The following is a 20,807-nucleotide window of genomic DNA, read 5'->3' on the forward strand; positions in this document are numbered from 1 at the left end:
CGCGGCGGCCGGAACGGCCAGGGCGCGGCGGGGGCTCCGCCGGCTCCTGGCGGACCGGCGGGCCACGTGGCTCAGGGATTTCCGAGAGCGAAGTGGTGTTGCCGTCCGTAGTTTGGTGACGAAACCAGACCAGCGGTCATAAAAGCACGCATAATTCTGGGTTATGGATCTCGATATCCGTCATCTCCGTATGATCTGCGCGATAGCGGAGTCGGGCAGCCTGACCAGGGCGGCGGCCCAGGTGGGGCTTTCCCAGCCGGCCATGACGAACCTGCTGCGCCGGATAGAGACCTTCGTCGGGGGCGAGCTCTTCGTCCGCAGCCGCTCCGGGGTGGAGCCGACACCGCTTGGCAACCAGGTCATCGCCCGCGCCCGGATCGTCCTGTCCGAGGTCGACGCGCTCTTCGGCGACCTGCATGGGCCGTCGGAGGACCGATCCCTGCGGCTGGGCTCGGTCCACGTCGGTTGCGTGGGCAGCATCGTCAACCGGGTCGGCGACGCCCTGCCCGGGCGCGAGATCTCACTGCGGATCGAGCCCTCCACGGCGCTGCTGGCGGAGGCGCTCACGCACGGGCGGCTCGACGCGGCGCTGCTCGGCGTCATAGAGGGCTTCGAGATCACACTGGCGCCGCCGGTCACCAGCCGGGCGCTGGTATACCGGTATCCGATATTCGTCGCCCTGTCGGCGAGGCACCCGCTCGCGGGAAACGAGGAGATCCGGCTGGCCGACCTCAGGGACGAGGCGTGGATCAGCCCTCCGGGAGCCGACGACGGCTCCCTCGCCGCGCTGCGGGCCTCGTGCCGGGCGGCCGGCTTCGAACCCAGGTTACGATTCGAGGCTCCGAGCGGCGCCGGCCGCCCCTTGGTGGCGGACGGGCACGGCGTGCGGCTGGTCGACCCCTGCTGGACCGCGGCGCCGGGCACCGCCGTACGACCGCTCATGGGAGAGCCGCAGGTGGCACGGCTGCTCGTCGCGTGGCACAGGGACCGCCTGGGCGATGCGACCGCCGGGGCGCTCTATCGCGGCCTCGCCGCGGCGTTCGTCGACCATGTGCACGACAATCCGCTCTTCGGACGCTGGTGGGAGGCACACCCCGAGGTGCATCCGCTGCTGTGAGGCCGCTCGCCCGGGGACGCGGAGCGCCTCGACGTCGATAATCGTGGCGTGCGACGAGTTCTACGGGGGCGGGGACAGGCCCGGTAGGCGGCGTCGGTCAGGCGGGTGAGGATACCGAAACCGGTTTGCCCGTACGGCGGCAGGACGCTAGCCTCGCGGCGGCGAGGGACGCCTGATCACTTCGTGACGAGGGAGGTTGATGAATATGGCCGCCGGCAGTCGTCTTCAGCGTGCCCTTGTCCGGTCCGCGCGAGCCTAGAGCGCCGACCGGGTCGTTCGAACGACCAGGAGTCTCTCTTGTTCTCTTTCTTCTCGATGATCGATGCCGACCTGATCACTGACCGTCTCGCCCTGCGGCCGTGGGCCCCCGGCGAGGTCGCCGCCGCCCTGGAGGGTGCTCGGCCGGTGCACTGGGCCGAGGACTTCCCCGCCGAGGGCGATCACGTCGTCGTCGGCCTGTTCGCCGAGCACCCCGCGTGGTTGGGCCAGTACGGTCACCGTCAGATCATCGAACGCGACAGCGGTCTGGTGGTCGGATCGATCGGCCTGTTCTGGCCGCCCAGCGACGGCGTCCTGGAGATCGGGTACGGCATCGTGCCCTCCCGGCAGGGACGCGGTTACGCCCCCGAGGCCACACGCGCCCTGACCGAGTACGCCTTCACCGCACCGGGCGTCCGCACGGTCTACGCCAATGTGGAACTGCCGAACCCGTCCTCGATCCGGGTCCTGGAAAAGGCCGGGTTCCAGCAGGCGGGCACCGATCCCGAGCGGAACACAGTCCGGTACCGCGCCACACCACCGGCCCGGCGATAACCGCCTCGCGGGATCGGCAGCGGCATCTCGTTGCCGATCCCGCTCACCTCCGGCGACTCCCCGGCACGGCGTGAACCTGACGATTCACCGCCCGGGTGTATCCAGTACTCTCCCTGTGGTCACTCGGAAGATGTTCGGCTTCCACCGGTCGAGCCCATGGCGAGATCCGCGAGGTACCTCTCCCGAAGCGCCACCTTCTGGATCTTCCCGGACGCGGTCTGCGGCAGCTCGCTCCGGAAGTGCCAGCTGCGCGGAACCTTGTACGAGGCCAGCCGGTCGCGGCAGAAGGCGTCGAGTTCGCCCTCGGTGAGTCGTGCCCCGTCGGCCGCCACCACGAATGCGGCACAGGTTTCGCCCCATTCGGCATCCGGCAGTCCGATCACCGTCACCAGGCTGATTCCGGGGTGGGTGTAGAGGACGTCCTCGATCTCGCGCGGGAAGATGTTCTCGCCGCCACGGATGATCATGTCCTTGAGCCGGCCCTGGATTCTGACGAACCCCGACGCGTCCATGGCCCCCAGGTCGCCGGTGTGCAGCCAGCCGTCGGCGTCGATGGCCTCGGCGGTCGCCGCGGCGTTGTCGAAGTACTCGGTCATCACGCAGATGCCGCGGGTGCATATCTCACCGAGTTCGCCGATCCCGGCCACCTCACCTGAGCTCGGGCTGATGATTTTGACCTCGGTTCCGGGCAGCGGCCGCCCCACGGTGGCCAGCGTCTCCGCATCCTGATCCCCGCCGGCGGTGTGCGTGATGTACGGCGACGCCTCTGTCTGGCCGTACCCGATGCCGACCTCGACCCCGAGCTCACGCTGGGCGCGCAGGACCAGATCGAGCGGTACGGGTGCGCCCCCGAGCGTGGTCGACCGCCAGCTCGACACATCGCGCGGCCGGTCCGCCTGCCGTTCAAGCATGCGGATCAACATGGTCGGCACGCTCAGCATGATGGTTCCCCGCTCGGCTTCGAACAGGTCCAGCATGAGGTCGGCGTCGAACCCGGCGGGAATCACGTGGCAGCCGCCGGTCTGCAGGGCGCCGAGCGTCACCAGCCCGCAGCCTGCGGTGTGGAACAGGGGCATCGGGTTGACCCACACATCGTTCGGATGCGCGCCTGCGACGGTCGCGTACCGTCGCCCGTTGGCGACGAGCCCACGGTGACTGAGCAGCGCTCCCTTCGGTCGCCCGGTGGTCCCCGAGGTGTACTGGATCTGAGCGGGATCCCTCGGCGCGACATGCGGCAGGCCGTCGCGCGCGCCGCTCTCCGCGGCCCGGAATTCGTCCCAGTCCCCGAGGGAGATCACCTCACGCACCTGAGTGCCGTCCCGCACGGCGTCGGCCATCGGCAGCAGTTCGGTCGATCGATACCGCGGCTGTACGACGATGCCCGATGCGCGGGACTGCTCCAGCACATACGACAGTTCCGCCTGCCGGAAGGCGGGATTCACCGTGACCAGGGTCAATCCCGCGAGCGCGGCACCGAATTCGAGTTGAATCCACTCCGGACCGTTTCCGGCCCACACCGCCAGGCGCTCACCGGGACTGAACCGCCGAAGCAGAGCCCGGGCGACGCGGATGGAGTCCTCCAGCAGTTCCTCGAAGGTCCAACGCCGCGCATGCTCTCCCACGACACCCTCGACGAGTGCCGTTCGACCTCCCCACCGTGAGGCGGCACGGATCAGGGCGTCCCCGATGGTGCTGTCCACGTGGTCGGGGTCGGGATCCGCGTGCCAGAGGGCGGCGGACAGGGCCGGGCGGCGGCCCTTCGCCGCGGTCATGCCCCCGCCCCCTCGAAGTAGCGACGCGGGTTGTCCACGAGAATGGTCTCGATGGTGCGGTCGGCGACACCCGCCTCGAGCAATGCGGGAATGACCTCGGTGGATATGAGGCGGTAGTTCCATTTCTCCCCCAATCGGGGGCGTTCCTCCGCCGAGACGAAGTCTATGAAGCAGGACGCATCATGCGAAACGACGATGCTCTCCGCGTAGCCCCGGCGCACGAGGCCCACGAGGGTGTCGATCCGCTGCTGGAGCGGCAGGAACGCGTCGAGTCCGAAACGGTCGAGGCCCAGCATCGAACCGGCATCCGCCAGCCGGCAGAGATAATCCAGATCGGTGCTGTCGCCCGCATGGCCGATCACCACCCGGCTCAGATCGACGCCCTCTTCCGCGAGAACCCGCTGCGCGACCAGTCCGGACTCGGATCCGACGTGCGTGTGCACGGTGATCGGAGCCCCGGTCTCGACACCGGCCTGCGCGACCGCCCTCATCGTGCGCTCCACGCCGGGTGTGAGCCCTTGAGCGTCGATGGCGCACTTGAGGAATGCGGCGCGTACGCCGGTGTCGCCGATCCCCTTCGTCAGGTCCTTGATGAACAGTTCGGTCAGCGGTTCCTCGATGTCGATGAGCAGGCCGGGACCGCGGCTGGAGAACTGGTGCGGAAGGTCGTTGAAGGTGTAGAGCCCGGTCGCGACGACGATGTTCAGGTTCGTTCGCGCGGCGATGCGTTTGATACGCGGGATGTACCGGCCGAGCCCCAGAACCGTGGGGTCCATGATGGTGTCGATGCCGAGAGACTTGAGCTCGTTCAGGTCGCGGACCGCCTGCTCGACCTTCTGGTCCTCGTCCCAGTCGTCCTGGTAGTTCTGCCGGTACTCCTCACCGAGCACGAAGACGTGTTCATGGACGAGCGTCCGGCCGAGCTCACTGGAATCGACGGGGCCGGCGACTGTCTGTATGTCGGTCATGCTTGTCCGTCCTCGGATTTCACAGTGCCACGACGACGGACTTGGTTTCGAGGTACTGCTCCAGCACGGCGTCGCCCTTCTCCCTGCCCCAGCCGCTCTGCTTGTATCCGCCGAAAGGCAGTTCGGAGCCGAAGACGTGATAGGTGTTGACGTGCACGGTTCCGGCCTTCAGCCGTTTGGCCAGCCGGTGCGCCTTCGACAGGTCGCGCGTCCACACCCCGGCCGCGAGGCCGTAGACGGTGTCATTGGCCTGAGCGGCCAGATCGTCGATATCGCTGAACGGCAAGGCCGTGACGACCGGACCGAAGATCTCCTCCCGGACGATCGGATGGTCCCGGTCGGGCCGCGCGATCACACTGGGCTGCACGTAGTATCCGTCGCGGTCCAGCGCACCGCCCCCGACCAGTGTCCGGCCCCCGGACTCCTTGCTCAGATCGAGATATCGGCCGACCCGTTCGAAGTGCTCCGCCGACACCAGGGGGCCCATGTCGGTATCCGGATCGAGGCCGTAGCCCACCCTGATGCCGCGCGCACGCTCGGCGAGACCTTCGACGACCTGGTCGAACCGGGACTCGTGCACGTAGAGACGGCTGCCGGCGGAGCACACCTCACCTTGGTTGTAGAAGATCGCCAGCGCGGCTCCCGCGATCGCGGCATCGACGTCCGCGTCGTCGAGGACGATGTTCGGCGACTTGCCGCCCAGCTCCAGTGAGACGCGCTTGAGATTGCCGGCCGCGGCGCGCACGATGCTGCGGCCGACCTCGGTCGAACCGGTGAAAGCGATCTTGTCGACGCCTTCGTGCGCGGCCAGATGAGCTCCGGCTCGTTCCCCGAATCCCGGCACGATGTTGACCACGCCCGGCGGGACGCCGGCCTCAAGGAGGAGTTCACCGATCCGCAGGGCGGTCAGCGGCGTCTGCTCGGCGGGCTTCAGCACGACGGTATTGCCGGTGGCCAGTGCGGGGGCGAGCTTCCACGCGGCCATGAGGATCGGAACGTTCCAGGGGATGATCTGTCCGGTGACGCCCAGCGGTTCGCGGGTCGTGTAGGCGTGGAACTCCTGGCCCGGCATGTAGGGCACCGACGGCGTGATAGTCGCCCCGGTGATCCGCCGTGCCGCGCCGGCCATGTACCAGAACATGTCCGCGGCGAGCGGGATCTCGACGGTGAGCGCCGCGCCGACCGGCTTTCCGCTGTCGAGTGATTCCAGTTCCGCGAGTTCCTCGGCGTGCTCGGCGATCAGGTCGCCGATGCGGTGCACGATGCGGCCCCGCTCGCTGGGCGACATGACCGACCATGGACCTTCCGTGGCGCGACGGGCCGCGGCCACCGCGCGATCGACGTCCCGTTCCGATGCCTCCGCCACCGTGCTGAGCACTTTGCCGGTGCCCGGATCGATCGTCTCGAATGTCTTGCCGTCGAGGGCATCGACGAACTCGCCGTCGATGAACAGCCGGTGCGACCGGGCAAGGAAGTCCACCGCGAGCCTGGGGGGAGTGGTCATGTCGCCTTCTCCGTTCCGAACTAGACGAGAAACTCGAGGATGCGCGGGATGACGGCGTCCGGGTCCTCGAGGCAGGGACTGTGACCTGCGGTCTTGATGCGCCAGAGTTCGGCGTTCGGAATCGCCTCGAACATCTCGTCCGACCAGGCCGGCGGGCGGGCCTGGTCCTGGGTCCCGGAGATGATGAGTGTCCGCGCGGTGATCAGGGGCAACAGGGCAAGCGCGCTCTCCCGCTGGACGACGCCCCGTGCGGCATGAGCGAGCCTGGGGGAGAGCTCGCCGAGACGCTTGGTCCACGTCTCGTGAATGTCCGAGCGGGCCGGGTCGTTGAGAACGGTCGCCGCGAACAGGATGCCCTTGACGAAGTCGACGATCTCCGGGGTGAATCCCTCCCGCTCGAACCTGTCGACGAGCGCCCCGAACAGGTCGACGTTCTCGCCGGTCTCGGCCCTCGCCGACGAGCCCATCAGCACCAGCCTGCCGACCAGATCGGGCCGGCGAGCCGCTATGCGGACCGCGACGTCGCCGCCCATCGACTGCCCGACGATCGACACAGAGGTGAGACCGAGCCGGTCTACCAGGGCGAGCACGTCGTCGGTGCACTGATCCATGGTCACGGTCGCATCGACTTCGTTCAGGCGGCCGGCCTGCCCGGGGAACTCCGGCGCGATGAACCGGAAGCGCCCGGATCCGGCGGCGACAAGGCCGTCGAAGGCGCGCGGGTCGAGGAACAGCGAGTGCAGGCAGAGCACCGGGCTCAGCTGCGACTCACCAGTGTCGATGGTCATGGGGACTCCAGATCTTTTGTGACGAGAGGCCGAGGCGCTCACCGCCCGACGATATGAGCCACGTCACAGGCATGTCAATATCTGAACCTCGCTTCAAATAATGAAATATTCACTATTTGACATGAGATTCATAGTTTGAAACCGTGCGGACATGACCACTGTTTCCGACGTCATCGCAGGTGCACTGGCCCGTCACGGGGTCGAGGCGATCCTGGGCCAAAGCAATCCGACCGAGTTGATGCTCGCCGCCGAGCGCATCGGAATCCGCCAGATCCTGTACCGGACGGAGAACGCGGGCGGCGCGATGGCCGACGGGTTCGCTCGGATCTCCGGCCGGATCGGGGTGGTGGCGGCCCAGAACGGCCCTGCCGCCGCCCTGCTCGTCGCCCCGATGGCAGAAGCCCTCAAAGCGTCGATACCGATGCTCGTGCTGGTGCAGGAGGTGCCCTCGGGCAATCGCGACCGCAACGCGTTCCAGGAGCTGGACCACTTCGCGCTGTTCGCGAGCGTCTCGAAGTGGACGCGGCGCATCGATGATCCCGCGCGCGTGGAGGACACGATCGACCAGGCGTTCACCATGGCGAACAGCGGACGACCCGGGCCGGTCGTCCTGCTCGTCCCCCGGGACGTCCTCGGAAAGCCCGCTGTGCCAGGGCGATTCGCGCGCACCGCGGACCTTGGGGCCTTCCCGCTCGACCGCCCCCGGCCGGACGCCGCCGCGGTGTCGCGGGCGGCGCGGCTCATCGCCACGGCGCGGTCCCCCCTGGTCGTCGCGGGCGGCGGAGTGCACGGTTCGGGTGCGGTGGCCGAACTGGCCGCGCTGCAGGAGATCGCCCACCTACCTGTGGTCACCACGAACATGGGCAAGGGCGCCGTGGACGAATCGGGTCCGCTGTCACTGGGGGTCGCCGCCAATGTCACCGGCGAGCGCGGACCCGCGCACTTCCACCTCCCCCTGATCGCCGGAGCCGATGTCGTCCTGCTGGTCGGTACCCGGACGAACGAGAACGGTACCGAGGGCTGGACGCTGACATCCCCCGACGCCACCTATGTCCACATCGATGTCGACCCGATCGAGGTGGGACGAAACTATGAGTCCGTACGCCTGCTCGGCGATGCCCGGGCCGCGCTCGGGGACCTCACGGCCGCCCTGGCGGCGACCGATCTCACCCTCCGCGTCGCCCGGTCGGAAGAGCTCAGGGCCACCATCGCCGCCGGCCGCCGGAGGCACTTCGAGGCCGTCACCCCGTTGCTGGAGTCCGGTGAGACCCCCATCGCCCCGGAACGCCTTTTCGCCGAGCTCGGCCGGCTCCTGGACCCCGACGACATCGTGGTCGCCGACGCCAGTTACTCCTCGTTCTGGATCGCCGGCTACCTCCTGGCGAAGCGACCCGGCCAGCGCTTCCTCATGCCACGAGGTCTGGCCGGCCTCGGCTGGGGACTGCCTCTGGCCCTGGGAGCGAAAATCGCCGCGCCTGGGCGGCGTGTCGTCGCGGTCGTCGGCGACGGTGGCTTCGCACACGTCTGGTCCGAGCTGGAAACCGCGGTACGAGAGCGCCTTCCGGTGACCGTCGTGGTGCTCAACAACTCGGTCCTGGGAGCCCAGCGGCATGCCGAGAACGCCGTGTTCGGCGAAACGACCACCGGTGTGGAGTTCGATCCCGTGGACCACGCCGCCATCGCGACCGCCGTGGGAGCCACGGGGATCGTGGTCGACCACCCGGACGCCATCGCCCCCGCGCTGCGGAAAGCGCTGGACTCCGGCCACACCACGGTCATCGACGTGATCGTCGACCCCGACGCCTATCCGCCCGTCCGGGCGTTCGACGCGTTCACCGACCGGCTCAACGCCCCGCTGCATCGGGCCGCGCCCGCCTCGTGACCTGATAATTTCAGATAGTGAACAGCGCTTCGGCCAAGCCCGCCCAGCAGACTCTGCAGACAGTCGAGCGAGCGCTGAGCTTTCTCGAGTACGTGGCCGCCGCCGAACCGGCGCCGACGGTGCAACAGGTCTCCGCCGGCCTCGGCCTGAACATCACGACCTGCTACCACCTGATGCGGACCCTGCTCGCGCGTGGCTACCTGGAGCGCCGAGCCGACGCCACACTCCGGCTCGGAGCCAGCGTGGGCGCCCTGTTCCGGACCTACCAGCTCGGTTTCAACACCAACGACAAGCTCGCGAGCATCGTTGGCGAACTCGCCGACACGACCGCCGAAACCTCGTTCCTGTCGACTCTCGACGACAGGAACGTGATCTTGAAAGTTCTGGTCGAAGGGTCACAACCGCTGCGTGTCAGCGGGCTCTACGTCGGCCTCACGGGCAACGAGCCACACCGCGCGTCGGGCAAGGCCGTACTCGCCCACGCCGACGCCACGCTGCGGGACGAGATCATCGCGCGCAACCTGACCGGTATGACCCCGGCCGCCCAGCGGCGATTTCGAGCGGCTCTGCTGCGGGAACTCGAGGAGATCCGGACAAGGGGGTGGGCCGTCGACATCGACTCCAGCCCCGGCATCACGACGATCGGTTCCCCGTTCTTCAAACACGAGGGCTCCATAGCCGGTGCCGTCGGCATCGTCGCACCGACATCGCGATTCGGCGAAGCACAGGACAAGCTGGTCGGCACGGTGCTCGACGCGGCGAACAAGGCAACGGCAGTCCTCGGTCTCGCGCCATGAGTCGGCACGCCGCATACCTGTGTGTGGCCAGGACGGTCCAGTGACAGGAGGGGAATGATCGCTGCAGTGCGGTGTCCGTCCTACGCGGAGGGACCTCAGCCGGTTGTGGACCGCCGTATCGAGCGCTGAGTCGGACCCCTTCAGACGGTGCTACGGCCGTGGATGTCGATCAGCGGGGGCAGTATCCGCACCCGTTCATGAAGGTCTCGCACCGTGGCGATGTTCGTGTCGCCCAGCGTGGCCACGACCCGCTGAAGCCGCTCCCGGGCAGTGGAGCGTAGCCGCTCCGCTGGAATCCGCTCCAGCACGTCAAGAGTCCGCGCCGCAGCGTCCCCCGGATGTGGCAGCGCCTCCGCTTGAGCGAGGACCAACGTCGCCGCAGCCCAGCCCGGGGTGTGCGGCACGCACCCAGCGGCCGATGCCTCAGCCCGGTCGGCGGCCCGGTCCGCGCGCCCCAGGGCAAGCCATGCTTCCGCCTCATGCAAGTCCAGCTCGGCGGCGTCGAACCCGAACCGGCCCGGCTCCCCACCGGCAGAGTCCGCGGCGAGGATGCTGGTCGCCTCCCCCAGGGCGTGTTCAGCGTCTGCGGCCTGACCTGTCTGGGCCAGTGAGGGCAGCACCGCCCAGCCGAGCAGTTGGGCACGTACCAGCGGTGACGGAGCCCGCCCGGCACCGGCGTGAGCGTAGGCGAGAGCAGCGGGTAGATCTTGGCGATGCCGGGAGACCATGCTCTGCGCTCCGAGCGTCCACGCCGCCAGCCGGGCATCCCCTGTGCGGTCGCCGAGCGATCCGGCGACCGCCAGGTGGGTGCGAGCTCTACTGTGATCGCCCAGGTGGAAGGCGAGGTTGCCGAGGAGCGCGGACAGCCATCCGGCCGCGCGGCGTAGCTCTGTCCCGGTCACCTCGTCAGCAGGGGTGGCCAGCGCGTCGCCCAGCAGGCCGCGGGCGGCATGCACCTCGTTGAAGAGAGGTACGGGGGCGTGGCGGGAGTAGGTGAGCGCGTAGTACTCGACAGCCGCCTCGGCGAGCTCCGCCACCGCTGGGTTGCCGTGCGGGGCATCCAGCAGGGCAAGGCGAAGTGACTCTCGGATGGCGGGCAGTCCACTGGCTGTGCTCATCAGTTCTACTCCTGGCGGCAGGACCGGCGCCCACTCGGGATGGGTCTCGTACGGCTGACCGTATTCCCGCTCGCCCCGTCCACACACGCACCGTGGCCGCAAGCCGAGCTGATCCGGGTGCGTCCCGTAGGCGCGGGCGAGCATCATGGCGTACTCCTGGCCCGGCCGGTCAGGGCCGTGTTCGAAGCGGCACAGCATCGCCTCTGACAGGGCTGGTGGGTGTAGTCCGTCAGCGAGGTACAGGGCTGCGACCTGGGCGACGACTTGGGCGCGTGACCAGCCGAGAGCCAGCCGCCAGGCCTCCAGCGGGGTCAGCTCCTGACAGGTGTTGCGCAGGGCGGTAACGATCTGCTCGGTCGGGAAGCCCTCCCGTTGCCCACGGATGCGGATGCTGGCCGCTTCGCGTTGGATCTGTGCACGTCTGGACCTGGTGATCTGCCCCATGGGGGTGCACCTCCGTACGTCACGCACGCCGGTCGATGCACCGTAACCGACTGGGCACTTACCGTGCAGGCCATGTGTGTGTAATTGACGCCTCACTCTCAATGGCCGGCGGGTAGTCCAGCAATGACAGCCCCCACCTGCGGCGGCGACCGTGGAAGCGTAAGCCAACCGGCACCACCGACAGGAGGACCCACCATGACCGTCATCCTCGACCGGCCCGCCACCACCCCCCGCACTCTCATCAGCCACGACCTATTCGACCGGCTGACCGCGCGGATCGCCGTCGACCACCCCGCTCACGCCCACCAGGCCGACATCATCATGGAGCAGGCGCTCGCGTTCCTCGCCGCTTGCGCCGCCAACCCCGGTGCCGGCCTCGGGCCGTCCGAGCAGGTCGACCTCGGCTGGCACACGTTCCTGATGTACACCCGCGAGTACCGGGACTTCTGCGCGAGGGTTGCCGGCCGGTTCATCCACCACACCCCCGACGACATCTCCAGCGAAACCGGGGCCGGGGGCAGCCTCGCGGTTACGATGGCCGCGATGGAGGCCGCCGGCTACCGGGTGGACCCGGTGGTATGGCCGGCCTCCGCCGAATGCAGCAGCGGCAGGTGCAACCAGTGTTATGCGGGGTGCAGTGACAGTCCGAAGCAGAAGGCAGTGGGCTGACCTGCCCGATCCCGCTCGCGCGGCGATCGAGGAGCAGACCGGTTCGGTCGCCCACATCCGATCGGCCGAGGCCGGTCTGACCTCTGGAATCGCTGCACACGTCACCACCACTGAGGGGGCCGTCTTCTTCGCGAAGGCGGCCCCCTCCGCCGCACCCATCGCTCCTCACTACGTACGGGAGCGCGCCGCCAACCAGGCGCTCCCCACGGGTATCCCAGCACCCCGCATGGTGTGGGCCGATGACGTCGCTGACTGGCACCTACTCGTCTTCGAGCACGCGCCCGGCCGAGAGGCGAACCTGGCTCCCGGCTCGCCGCACCTTCCCTTCGTGGTGGACGCGGTGCACAGCATCGGCATACCTTGCCCCTGGCCTGGGGCGCCCTCAGTGACAGTCAAGGTCTCCGCGCTGCTACGCGCGGCCGAAGACGTGCTGGCCGACCCATGGCCCGAGGTCGCCTACTACGAACCGCTCGTCAAAGCCCTGGACCTGGACGACCTGACAGGGACCATGTTGCTGCATGCGGACTTACACGCGGGCAATCTCCTGGTCGACGATGATCGGTGTCTGGTCGTCGATTGGTCCATGGCCTGTCAGGGGGCCGCGTGGGTGGACGTCGCCTTGCTCGTTCCACGGCTGATTGATGCCGGTCACACGCCTGCCGGGGCTGAGCGGGTTGTTGCCCAGGTGCCTGCGTGGGGTTCGGCTCCGGTGGATGCGGTGACCGCACTGGCTGCGGCTCGCGCCCTGTTCGCCGTTCGCCTGGCCGAGGTCGGTCCGGCTCATCTGCGGGCGAAGCGTGCGAGGACCGCTGCGGCTTGCCGGGCATGGGTGGAGTACCGCACCTGCTGATCCACGCGCGACGTCGTGGATCAGCCGATCTTCGAACCCGCTTCGAACGGCAGGGCGCCGAATCGGCGATCTGGTTCCCATCCGCGGCGCGGGCGAGCATCATGGCGTACTCCTGGCCCGGCCGGTCAGGGCCGTGTTCGAAGCGGCACGGCATCGCCTCCGACAGGGCTGGTGGATGTAGTCGGAGCTGGGGAACGAAACCGGGATCGGAGACGTTTTCCACATCCGCTGCCGATCTTGCTCTGGCATGGGTCCGAAGGATGGCAGTGGTCGGCCGTCAGGTCGGTGGCACGCTGACGCCTCCGCCTGAATCGGTGCTGACATCCCGATCGTCTGCCAGTAGGCGGTCGACTTCGCCGGGACCCCCGGCGGCGCGGATGGCGCGGGCGCCCGCCGCACGCAGGTACGCCGGCAGTTCGGGCGGCTCGTGCACCTGGAACTCGCAGCCGAGCAGGAGCAGCCGGGCGGCCAGCCACTCCAGGGTGTCGGCGCGCCCGTGCAGAAGGCAGCTGTGCTCGTCGATCGGCTGGACGTCGCCCGGGGCGGTGCCGAGCCGTCGCACCACCTGGTCGGCCGGAAGGTGCAGGGTCGCCAGCATCTCGTAGGTGGGTGCCGACGAGTACAGCTTGTCGACGACGAAGGCGGCCGCGTCCTGTTCTGGCGGCTCGCGGGGCGGGACCCGCACGCCGGTCGGCCGCGGATCACCGATTCGGTCGACGCGGAAGGTCCGCCAGTCATCGCGATCGTTGTCGTAGGCCAGCAGGTACCAGCGGCGCCCGGCCGCCACCAGGCGGTACGGCTCGACCAGGCGTCCGGTCTCGCTCCCGTCACCCGCCTGATAGGCGAACCGCAGGCGTTCGCGGTTGGCGACCGCGCCGGCGAGCACCGTCAGGTGCTGCGGATCGACACTCGGCCCGTTCCCGGTCAGCATCGACACCAGGGCCGCGGCCAACGTGGCGACCCGGTACCGCAGCCGGGACGGCAGCACCTGCTCCAGCTTGGCCAGGGCCCGCACGGACGCATCCTCCATGCCGTCCACCGGAGTCCTGGCCGCCATGCGCAGACCGACCGCGATGGCCACCGCCTCCTCGTCGTCCAGCAGCAACGGTGGCATGGCCTTACCGGCGGCGAGCCGGTAGCCGCCCACCGCTCCCATCGTCGCGAGCACCGGATAGTCCAGCTCACGCAGGCGATCGACATCCCGCCGGATCGTCCGGGGGCTGACCCCCAGGCGCTCGGCCAGCTCGCTGCCGGGCCATTCGCGCGGGGTCTGCAGCAGGGACAGCAGTTTGAGCAGTCGTGCGGGGGTGTCGCTCATGGGGTCCATCATGCCCGGCCATGTAGGTCAGGAACTGACCCAGATGGTTCCTACTCTCGACCATGACACCGCGACGTGCCACCCGGGCCTGCCCGGGGCGTCGCGCACCCACTGAGGAGAGTCATGAGCACCGAGGTCCGTCCCTTCCGCATCGAGATCCCCCAGGCAGATCTGGACGAGCTGCGCGACCGGCTGGCCCGCACCCGGTGGCCCCGGGAACTTCCCGGCGAGGAGTGGAGCCGGGGCGTCCCCACCGACTACCTCAAGGATCTGGCCGAATACTGGTGCGGCGAGTACGACTGGCGCCGGCACGAGGCGCGACTGAACGAATTTCCGCAGTTCATGACCGAGATCGACGGCCAGGACATCCACTTCCTGCACGTGCGTTCCGCCGAGCCCGACGCCCTGCCGCTCATCCTCACCCACGGCTGGCCGAACTCGTTCGTGGAGTTCACCGACCTCATCGGCCCCCTCACCGATCCCCGCGCGCACGGCGGCGACCCGTCCCAGGCGTTCCATGTCGTCGTGCCGTCGCTACCCGGTTTCGGGTTCTCCGCGCCGCCGCGCGAGACCGGCTGGAACGCCACGCGCGTGGCGCGGACCTGGGCGGAGCTGATGCGCCGCCTCGGATACGACCGCTACGGCACCCAGGGCGGGGACTTCGGTGCGTACGTCGCCCCGGAAGTCGCCAAGGTCGCCCCGGAGCACGTGGTCGGCGTCTATGTCATCAGCGGGCTCGGCTTCCCCACCGAAGACGACGTTCCCGAGATGACCGACGACGAGCGGGCGGCCTACGCGCTGCTCCAGCAGCAGGACTGGATGAACGGCGTGGACCATCATGGGCTGCTGCGCGCGGCGCCCCAGACCTTCGCCTACGGATGGCACGACTCTCCGGTCGCCGCGCTGGCCTGGATGACGCAGAAGTTCAAGGAGTTCACCGTCGCCGCGAAACCGCCGGAGCAGGTGATCGATCGCGACCTGATCCTCACCAACGTGAGCCTCTACTGGCTCACCGGGACGCTGGGAACCTCCTCCTGGCCCTACTACGAGAGCACGGGCTTCGGCTGGCCGGAGGGGCAGACGGCGGCGCCGACCGGCGTGTACAACGGACCGCCCGGAATCCGCCGGTTCGCCGAACGACACAACACCGTCGTGCACTGGCCGGAAGACAATCCAGGCGGCCACCACTTCGTCGCCATGGAACGGCCCGATCACGTCGCCGCCGACATCCGCGAGTTCTTCGGCAAGGTCCGCTGACCTTCCCCGGCGGCCGCGTCTCCCACACCTGGTGACGCGACACGTCTTTCCGGGCAGGGGGCGTGTGGTCGTCTGGCCCCGCGGGCGGTCCCTGGTTGTGCACCACCGCCCGTGGGGGGTGGGGCGCGGCGGCACGGGAGGTGGGATCGCCGTGCCGCCGCGCGGTTCAGGGGAGATCCGTCGGTTCGGCGTAGTGCCTCCCGAGGTGTCCGGCGATGCGGCGCGCGACCTGAGGCAGGTCGTCTGTGGGTGTCTGTTCTACGGGTTCTTCGAGGAGGCGGGGGCCCCAGCAGAAGGTCGTGCCTGCGGTGTCGGCCCACACGGTCAGGTCGGCGTTGATCACGAGGTGGGGCCGGCCGTGGTCGTAGGAGACGGGCGGGTAGACGCGGTGGGGGTGCAGTTCGGTGCGCAGGTGCTGGAGGGCGACGACGGCGCCGGGGTGCCACCTGGTGACGTTCAGCCGCTCGCCCGCCGGGATGTCAGGAGGAGGGATCACGGTTGGCTCCTCTCCGCCGGTGAGGGGTGCGGCCCTGGGACTCGTGCGGCGCGTTTTGGGGGCAGGGCGAGGAGTACGGACTCCAGGGCCGGACGGCTGACCGCGTTGGGTGTGAACGGCTGGTCGCCGGGTGATGAGGTCGACCGCATGTCGAGTTCCAGCTGTTGCATGAGGTCCCACAGGGTGGCGGCGCTGCTCGCGCAGACGATGCGGCATTCGGTGGGGTCGGTGCACTGCCAGGCTTCGAAGCGGCGGTGGCGCAGGCTCCAGATGACGAACCAGTCGGGTGCGTGTTGTTGGACCTGCTGGGCGGCTCGGGCCGCGTCGAGGTCAGCGAGGGTCGACATGCTCGGCCCCGATCACGTCGGCCAGCAGGGGCAGCCCGTTGCGCATCACGTCGTCCTTGGCGCTCAGGAGGGCGTGGTGCTCGGCGAGCTGCCTGGCGGCGGCGAGCAGTGTCGGCTCGGAGCTGAGCAGTGGGCTGCCCGCGTGGTTGAGTTCGGGGCCGGTCCACCAGAAGCTTTCGCCGTCGGTGTAGGCCAGCAGCCCGTGGTGGAGGGAGACGATGGCGTTGCCGGAGTTGAGTTCGTGGACGTCGGCGTGGATGTGGTGAAGTTCGGCCAGGATGGCGGCCAGGTCCTGGGCGTACTCCATGGCTGTCGGCGGCGCGCTGGTGATCGGGGAGGCAGGTCCGCACCTGCACTCGCACCCGCACGCGAGGGATTTCGGAGTCGTGTTCATGCCGCGGCCTCTTGCCGGTGCGGGTGGTGTCGCCAGGACGAGAGGGCGCCCGGTGGGCGGCCCCGGCCGGGAGCGACGGTGAGCCTTGGCGGGGGAGCCTGGTAGACCGGACGACGCTCTTCGGTGCCGGGGATGTCCGGTAGCACGGTGAGCGTCCGCTGGACCCGATGGTCCGGTTCGGCTGGTCGTGGGTGTCGTGGCCGGCGGTCCGCGTTCCGGGTTGGGTGTTCGGCCGCGCGTGCCGCGATCAGGGCTCGGCGTCGGGTGAGTGAATCCCGGGCGAGTGCCAGGCGGGCCGCGCGGTCCTCGCGCGTCTCGACCGGCCGGTACGGACGGCCGGTGCCGGACATCACCGGGCGGCGCGTGTCGGTACATCCGGCGGACCGGGTGCGGGCCGACGTCTTCTCGCGTTCGACCTGGCGGGGCGCGGGCACGACCGGAGCGAGTTGCGCGGTGACCTCGTAGGCGGGTTGGAAGGTCGGCGAGGTCTGGCCCAGGCCGAGTCGGTGGCGTACGTCGAGGCGCTCGGCCATCAGCTCGCCGGACGGCTGCGCGTACTCGTGGTCGGCGGCCCGGCCGGGGCAGCCGTGCGCGTACGGCGCGTGCCCACAGACGGCGCACCCCATCGGCAGTGGCGGCCTTTCCGTGAAACAGCCGCAGCCGCTCGCCAAGGCCCGGTCGAGAACCGGAGCATTAGGGTTGTGCATCGGGTCAGGACTCCTTTCCTGATCAAGGGCCCGTCCCGGTGTCGGCTACCGGTGGCGGGTCCGCTATTTCACGGGGCTCGTTGCCACGTCGATGTAATAGTGGGATCGACCAAACGAGATATCCAAGAGGTTCATAGGGGGATGACGTATATCCCCCAACGTCCCCCAACCTTGGAGTACGGCATGCCGCGTGCGCCCCAACCGGTTAATCCAGCCGATTCCCCATGGCACTTGCTGGGCGCCACCATGCGCCAATGGCGGGATAATGCCCATTTGTCGCAGCGGGACCTCGCCGAAATAGTGCATGTGGACCATACGATGATCTCTGCATGGGAGCGGGCGGCATCACGCCCGGACGCCGCCAGCGTCCGGGCGATTGATATGGCATTAGGGGCCAATGGACAGCTTGTGGCACTTCATGCCCTAGTTAGGGAAATCGATCGGCTCCGGAGAAGTAAGCTCGACACAAAGCCCTCAGTGCGTGATGAGGATGATGTGGAGCGTCGTACTCTTCTTCAGCTCTTGACGATGATGGGTGCCGGGGTCGGCATCCCCGCTTCCGCCGTAGACGCTCTACACGTGGGCCTGGGGCGGATCACGGGTCAGGCGGTCGAGAACAGCGTGAACGACTGGGAGCAGATCGCTTGGGATTACGCACAGGGCATGTGGACCGAACCGCCAGGTTCCAGGATCGCCGACCTGGCGGGTGACATCCGCGACCTGGACCAGGCCCTGACGCACTCCCAGTCCCTGACAGCACGGGCCACGTTGCTGCGCGTCTACGCTCACCTGGCGGCGTTCATGGCACTCGACCTGGCTGAAAGCTCCAGCCCTCGTGCGTGCTGGCGTTCATGGCGTGCGGCTCGCTTGGCCGCCGACGCCTCCGGCGACCTCGACCTGCAGGTCTGGGTCCGTGCCGGCGAAGCCTCCCAATCGTTCTACCTGCATCGCCTTGGACCCGCTACGGACACCTTGATCGAGGAGGCCGTACATCTTGCCGATGGTCGCCCGTGTCTCGGCTTGGCGGAAGCGCTGAAAACCCGTAGTCGCGTCCTCGCCACGGATGCACGGACAGACATCGCCCATGAGGTCCTCAACGATTTCAGGGATGTCTACGAGCGTCTTCCCGCCCTCGTGACCGGCGACCACGTCTCCGTGTGGGGCATGCCCCCGGAAGGGGTCCAGTACGCCGAGGCTTTCGTACTCACCATGCTGGGGGACGGCAAGGCGGCAATGCCCATGCTGGAGCAGGCTCTCGCGGCGTGCCCGCGTGAGAAGGCCGGAGGAAGGGCCAACATCGGTCTCCTCCAGGCATGGGGACTGGTCCAAGATCGAGATGTGACCGAAGGGCTAGGTCATGCTCTCGACATCACGGCATCTCTTCCCGTCACAGCCGCCCGGCGCAAAATCGTACGAGAGATCGTGACCGCACTGCCCGAGGGAGCTCGGGCGCTACCCGCAGCCCGTGAACTACACGCACTGACGGCAGGAGATCGGTCAGCCTGACCACCGCAAGACCGAGTGCGCGTCCGGCTCCGCGAGTCGCATGCGGAACTCGCGGTACGGCGCGAACCCGTGATGGCCGGCTTGAGTGAGCGGATTCGGGAGACACTGGCACGCTGAGAAGATCACTGTTGTCGATCAGGAGGCGCCGATGATGCGTATTGGTGTTACCGGCCACATGAACCTGACGCCGGATACGGCTCGCCTGGTGTCGGACACGCTTCGCTCGCACCTGACAGAGGTAACCGGTGACGTGACGGGGGTGTCCTGTATCGCCCGGGGAGCCGACTCGTTGTTCGCTGACGCGGTCCTGGAGGCCGGTGGCGCGCTCGAAGTCGTCCTGCCGTCCCGGGACTATCGCGACACCAAGGTCAAGCCGGATCACGCCGAGCAGTTCGACCGGCTGCTCGGCAAGGCCGCTCGGGTTCGCGTCATGGATTTCGGCCACGCGAGCCGGGACGCGTATGTCGCGGCCAACGACGCGATGCTGGGCTCGGTCGATGAGCTCGTGGCGGTGTGGGACGGTGAGCCGTCCGTGGACGAGGGCGGGACGGCGGGCGTCGTGGCAGAAGCTCGGCGGCGCGGTGTACGGGTGACTGTGATCTGGCCGGAGGGGGCCGCCAGAGGATAAAGGCATTCCGCTGGTCGGATAGGTGCAAGGGGGACGATGAGCTTCTTCCCAATCGGGCTGTATTACGCGGTCCGTTGCTTCCGCGGCCCCTTGTTGATCTAGGAACCCCTACTATGCCCACGACACGCCACCTGTTCCGAACCGGAAATCATCAGCAATCAGACATTTCCTCGCGCCTGCTGGACGTCTCTCCCTCGAAAAAGACTAAAATCCCAGCTCAAGAACTCCAGCACCGGCCCTCCGGGGTCGGTGAGGATCGCAACCGGTCGTTAATCTTCAAGGTGGCCGTCACCAGCACGACCCTCACCGGCCTTCTGGGGCCGGTGAGGGGTGCAACCTCGTGGACTCGCCAGAGCAGCACTCGACCACATCACCGGATGGATCCACACGGGGGCAGCGGATCCGTGAGGTGGAGTTCCGTCTCCCGCACTGGAAGGGCGCAGGCGACTGGATACTCAAAGGTAAGAACGTCGTCTGTTCGACCGAGGGCCAGTGCCAGGTGCGTGAGGTCCGGCCGATGATCTGCCGCTTGTGGCGCAGCCGAAGGCCTGGCGTGCCCCGATAGGGGCGATCCCGAAGGCGATCACCTACCGGCCGCCGCAGGATGGTGGGGCGAGACGTGGTCCTGGAGCTGTAGTACGACGAAGACACCGCGGACCACATGGTCCGCGCCCTTTTGCTCGTTCCCAGGCCAGTTATCTTATGTCGATTATATGATCCGAGTATGAGGAAACGAGCCGTCACCGTCACGGTGGACACTGACTTGATCGACTACGCCGAACAGCAGGTGGAAGGCGGTGACGCCCGCTCCCTGTCCGCCTATGTCAACGAGGCCATCGCGGCGCGCGTCCGCAGCGAACGACGCGCCCGTGCCGCCTGGGGTGGACTCGTCACCAAAGCGCAGGCGGACCCCGACGCCGTCGCCCGCGCCGAACGCATGGCCGCCAACGTCAGGGCGAAACTCGGGTGATCATCCCTCCGCTCATCCTGGACAAGACCGTCCTGGGCGAACTCACCCGTGGCGATACCGCGCTGATCAACCTCATCCAGATATTCGACGCCGGCGAACAGCCGATGGTCATCCCCGCGTTGGCCATCACCAGGGTCATGCTCGACAACAAGTCGCCTGAGGCGGCCGACGCACTGCGTGGCCTGTCCCTGATGGCAGGTGTCACCGTTGCCTCCCTCGACGGGCCAGAGGAGAGCATCGCCCTGGCCGACATGGTCGGCAGGACCGGTCTGGACGTCTGGGACGCTCAGGCCGCCACCGAAGCCCTCGCCCGGATCGGCGCGATCCTCACCCTTGATACCTCCCGGTGGGAGGAGCCGCGACGCCACATCGAGGAGCACCTGCAAGTGATCGAGATCTCCGACGACATGTAGTCCGATTGGAGGCGTCCGTGCCGAGAACCAAGCGGACCGACGAGCGGCG

At 68.3% G+C, this 20,807-nt stretch carries 21 protein-coding genes and 1 pseudogene; 12 read left to right on the plus strand and 10 right to left on the minus strand.

Annotated elements, in window-relative coordinates; genetic code table 11:
* Positions 1-163 precede the first annotated feature (163 nt).
* A complete protein-coding gene (locus AB0K21_RS02140; protein WP_343975267.1) occupies positions 164-1,117 on the plus strand; it encodes a LysR family transcriptional regulator in 954 nt (317 codons plus the stop codon).
* A 297-nt stretch (positions 1,118-1,414) separates the two neighbouring features.
* Positions 1,415-1,930 (plus strand): GNAT family protein, encoded by a 516-nt coding sequence (locus AB0K21_RS02145; RefSeq protein WP_343975270.1) that lies wholly within the window; start codon positions 1,415-1,417, stop codon positions 1,928-1,930.
* 119 nt (positions 1,931-2,049) lie between these two features.
* Here the strand turns inward: AB0K21_RS02145 and AB0K21_RS02150 are convergent, their stop codons facing one another.
* Genes AB0K21_RS02150 through AB0K21_RS02165 form a run of 4 tightly spaced genes read right to left on the minus strand, consistent with a single transcriptional unit; the run spans position 2,050 to position 6,962 of the window.
* Positions 2,050-3,702: an AMP-binding protein gene (locus tag AB0K21_RS02150; RefSeq protein ID WP_343975273.1), complete on the minus strand. Its 1,653-nt coding sequence runs from the start codon at positions 3,700-3,702 to the stop codon at positions 2,050-2,052.
* Positions 3,699-4,670 carry a phosphotriesterase-related protein gene (locus tag AB0K21_RS02155; RefSeq protein WP_343975276.1) on the minus strand — a complete coding sequence of 324 codons (972 nt, stop codon included), beginning with the start codon at positions 4,668-4,670 and terminating at the stop codon, positions 3,699-3,701. The genes AB0K21_RS02150 and AB0K21_RS02155 overlap by 4 nt, the downstream gene beginning before the upstream one ends.
* A gap of 19 nt (positions 4,671-4,689) precedes the next feature.
* The gene (locus AB0K21_RS02160) at positions 4,690-6,174 is read right to left on the minus strand and encodes an aldehyde dehydrogenase family protein (protein ID WP_343975279.1); all 1,485 of its coding nucleotides are present in this window, start codon (positions 6,172-6,174) and stop codon (positions 4,690-4,692) included.
* 20 nt (positions 6,175-6,194) lie between these two features.
* Complete coding sequence (locus AB0K21_RS02165) at positions 6,195-6,962, minus strand: alpha/beta hydrolase (protein WP_343975281.1); 768 nt, start codon at positions 6,960-6,962, stop codon at positions 6,195-6,197.
* A 151-nt stretch (positions 6,963-7,113) separates the two neighbouring features.
* Between AB0K21_RS02165 and AB0K21_RS02170 the strand changes: the two genes are divergently transcribed.
* Both AB0K21_RS02170 and AB0K21_RS02175 read left to right on the plus strand, forming a co-directional pair.
* A complete protein-coding gene (locus AB0K21_RS02170; protein ID WP_364147093.1) occupies positions 7,114-8,844 on the plus strand; it encodes an acetolactate synthase catalytic subunit in 1,731 nt (576 codons plus the stop codon).
* A 17-nt stretch (positions 8,845-8,861) separates the two neighbouring features.
* On the plus strand, positions 8,862-9,641 hold the full coding sequence (locus AB0K21_RS02175; RefSeq protein WP_364147096.1) for an IclR family transcriptional regulator: 780 nt from the start codon (positions 8,862-8,864) through the stop codon (positions 9,639-9,641).
* Between the two features lie 140 nt (positions 9,642-9,781).
* Here AB0K21_RS02175 and AB0K21_RS02180 read toward each other — a convergent pair whose 3' ends face one another.
* The gene (locus tag AB0K21_RS02180; protein WP_364147098.1) at positions 9,782-11,203 is read right to left on the minus strand and encodes a helix-turn-helix transcriptional regulator; all 1,422 of its coding nucleotides are present in this window, start codon (positions 11,201-11,203) and stop codon (positions 9,782-9,784) included.
* 195 nt (positions 11,204-11,398) lie between these two features.
* On the opposite strand from AB0K21_RS02180, the gene AB0K21_RS02185 reads away from it, so the two are divergent.
* Both AB0K21_RS02185 and AB0K21_RS02190 read left to right on the plus strand, forming a co-directional pair.
* Positions 11,399-11,872: a hypothetical protein gene (locus tag AB0K21_RS02185; protein ID WP_364147101.1), complete on the plus strand. Its 474-nt coding sequence runs from the start codon at positions 11,399-11,401 to the stop codon at positions 11,870-11,872.
* On the plus strand, positions 11,841-12,722 hold the full coding sequence (locus AB0K21_RS02190; RefSeq protein WP_364147104.1) for a phosphotransferase: 882 nt from the start codon (positions 11,841-11,843) through the stop codon (positions 12,720-12,722). The genes AB0K21_RS02185 and AB0K21_RS02190 overlap by 32 nt, the downstream gene beginning before the upstream one ends.
* Before the next feature lie 277 nt (positions 12,723-12,999).
* On the opposite strand, the gene AB0K21_RS02195 is transcribed toward AB0K21_RS02190, so the two are convergent.
* Positions 13,000-14,040: a YafY family protein gene (locus tag AB0K21_RS02195; protein WP_364147107.1), complete on the minus strand. Its 1,041-nt coding sequence runs from the start codon at positions 14,038-14,040 to the stop codon at positions 13,000-13,002.
* 123 nt (positions 14,041-14,163) lie between these two features.
* Between AB0K21_RS02195 and AB0K21_RS02200 the strand changes: the two genes are divergently transcribed.
* Positions 14,164-15,297, plus strand: coding sequence for an epoxide hydrolase (locus AB0K21_RS02200; RefSeq protein ID WP_364147110.1), 1,134 nt, complete (start codon positions 14,164-14,166; stop codon positions 15,295-15,297).
* Between the two features lie 166 nt (positions 15,298-15,463).
* Here AB0K21_RS02200 and AB0K21_RS02205 read toward each other — a convergent pair whose 3' ends face one another.
* Genes AB0K21_RS02205 through AB0K21_RS02220 form a run of 4 tightly spaced genes read right to left on the minus strand, consistent with a single transcriptional unit; the run spans position 15,464 to position 17,241 of the window.
* On the minus strand, positions 15,464-15,793 hold the full coding sequence (locus tag AB0K21_RS02205; protein ID WP_364147113.1) for a hypothetical protein: 330 nt from the start codon (positions 15,791-15,793) through the stop codon (positions 15,464-15,466).
* Complete coding sequence (locus AB0K21_RS02210) at positions 15,790-16,140, minus strand: hypothetical protein (protein WP_364147115.1); 351 nt, start codon at positions 16,138-16,140, stop codon at positions 15,790-15,792. Before AB0K21_RS02210 ends, AB0K21_RS02205 begins: the two co-directional genes overlap by 4 nt.
* Positions 16,124-16,534, minus strand: a complete 411-nt coding sequence (locus AB0K21_RS02215; RefSeq protein ID WP_364147118.1) for a hypothetical protein — start codon at positions 16,532-16,534, stop codon at positions 16,124-16,126. Before AB0K21_RS02215 ends, AB0K21_RS02210 begins: the two co-directional genes overlap by 17 nt.
* Positions 16,531-17,241 (minus strand): hypothetical protein, encoded by a 711-nt coding sequence (locus tag AB0K21_RS02220; protein WP_364147121.1) that lies wholly within the window; start codon positions 17,239-17,241, stop codon positions 16,531-16,533. Before AB0K21_RS02220 ends, AB0K21_RS02215 begins: the two co-directional genes overlap by 4 nt.
* 246 nt (positions 17,242-17,487) lie before the next feature.
* Between AB0K21_RS02220 and AB0K21_RS02225 the strand changes: the two are divergent.
* The 5 genes and pseudogenes from AB0K21_RS02225 to AB0K21_RS02245 all read left to right on the plus strand — a co-directional run.
* Positions 17,488-17,643: pseudogene (locus AB0K21_RS02225) on the plus strand (helix-turn-helix transcriptional regulator); the annotation flags it as partial.
* A 75-nt stretch (positions 17,644-17,718) separates the two neighbouring features.
* Positions 17,719-18,747, plus strand: coding sequence for a hypothetical protein (locus AB0K21_RS02230; protein ID WP_364147619.1), 1,029 nt, complete (start codon positions 17,719-17,721; stop codon positions 18,745-18,747).
* A 148-nt stretch (positions 18,748-18,895) separates the two neighbouring features.
* A complete protein-coding gene (locus tag AB0K21_RS02235; protein WP_364147603.1) occupies positions 18,896-19,375 on the plus strand; it encodes a hypothetical protein in 480 nt (159 codons plus the stop codon).
* Positions 19,376-20,099: 724 nt separating this feature from the next.
* Positions 20,100-20,345: a hypothetical protein gene (locus AB0K21_RS02240; protein WP_364147124.1), complete on the plus strand. Its 246-nt coding sequence runs from the start codon at positions 20,100-20,102 to the stop codon at positions 20,343-20,345.
* Positions 20,342-20,758: a hypothetical protein gene (locus AB0K21_RS02245; protein ID WP_364147127.1), complete on the plus strand. Its 417-nt coding sequence runs from the start codon at positions 20,342-20,344 to the stop codon at positions 20,756-20,758. Before AB0K21_RS02240 ends, AB0K21_RS02245 begins: the two co-directional genes overlap by 4 nt.
* The last annotated feature ends 49 nt before the right edge of the window (positions 20,759-20,807 follow it).

This window comes from Streptosporangium sp. NPDC049248, from assembly GCF_040678965.1.
GTDB classification, from domain to species: Bacteria; Actinomycetota; Actinomycetes; order Streptosporangiales; family Streptosporangiaceae; genus Streptosporangium; species Streptosporangium fukuiense.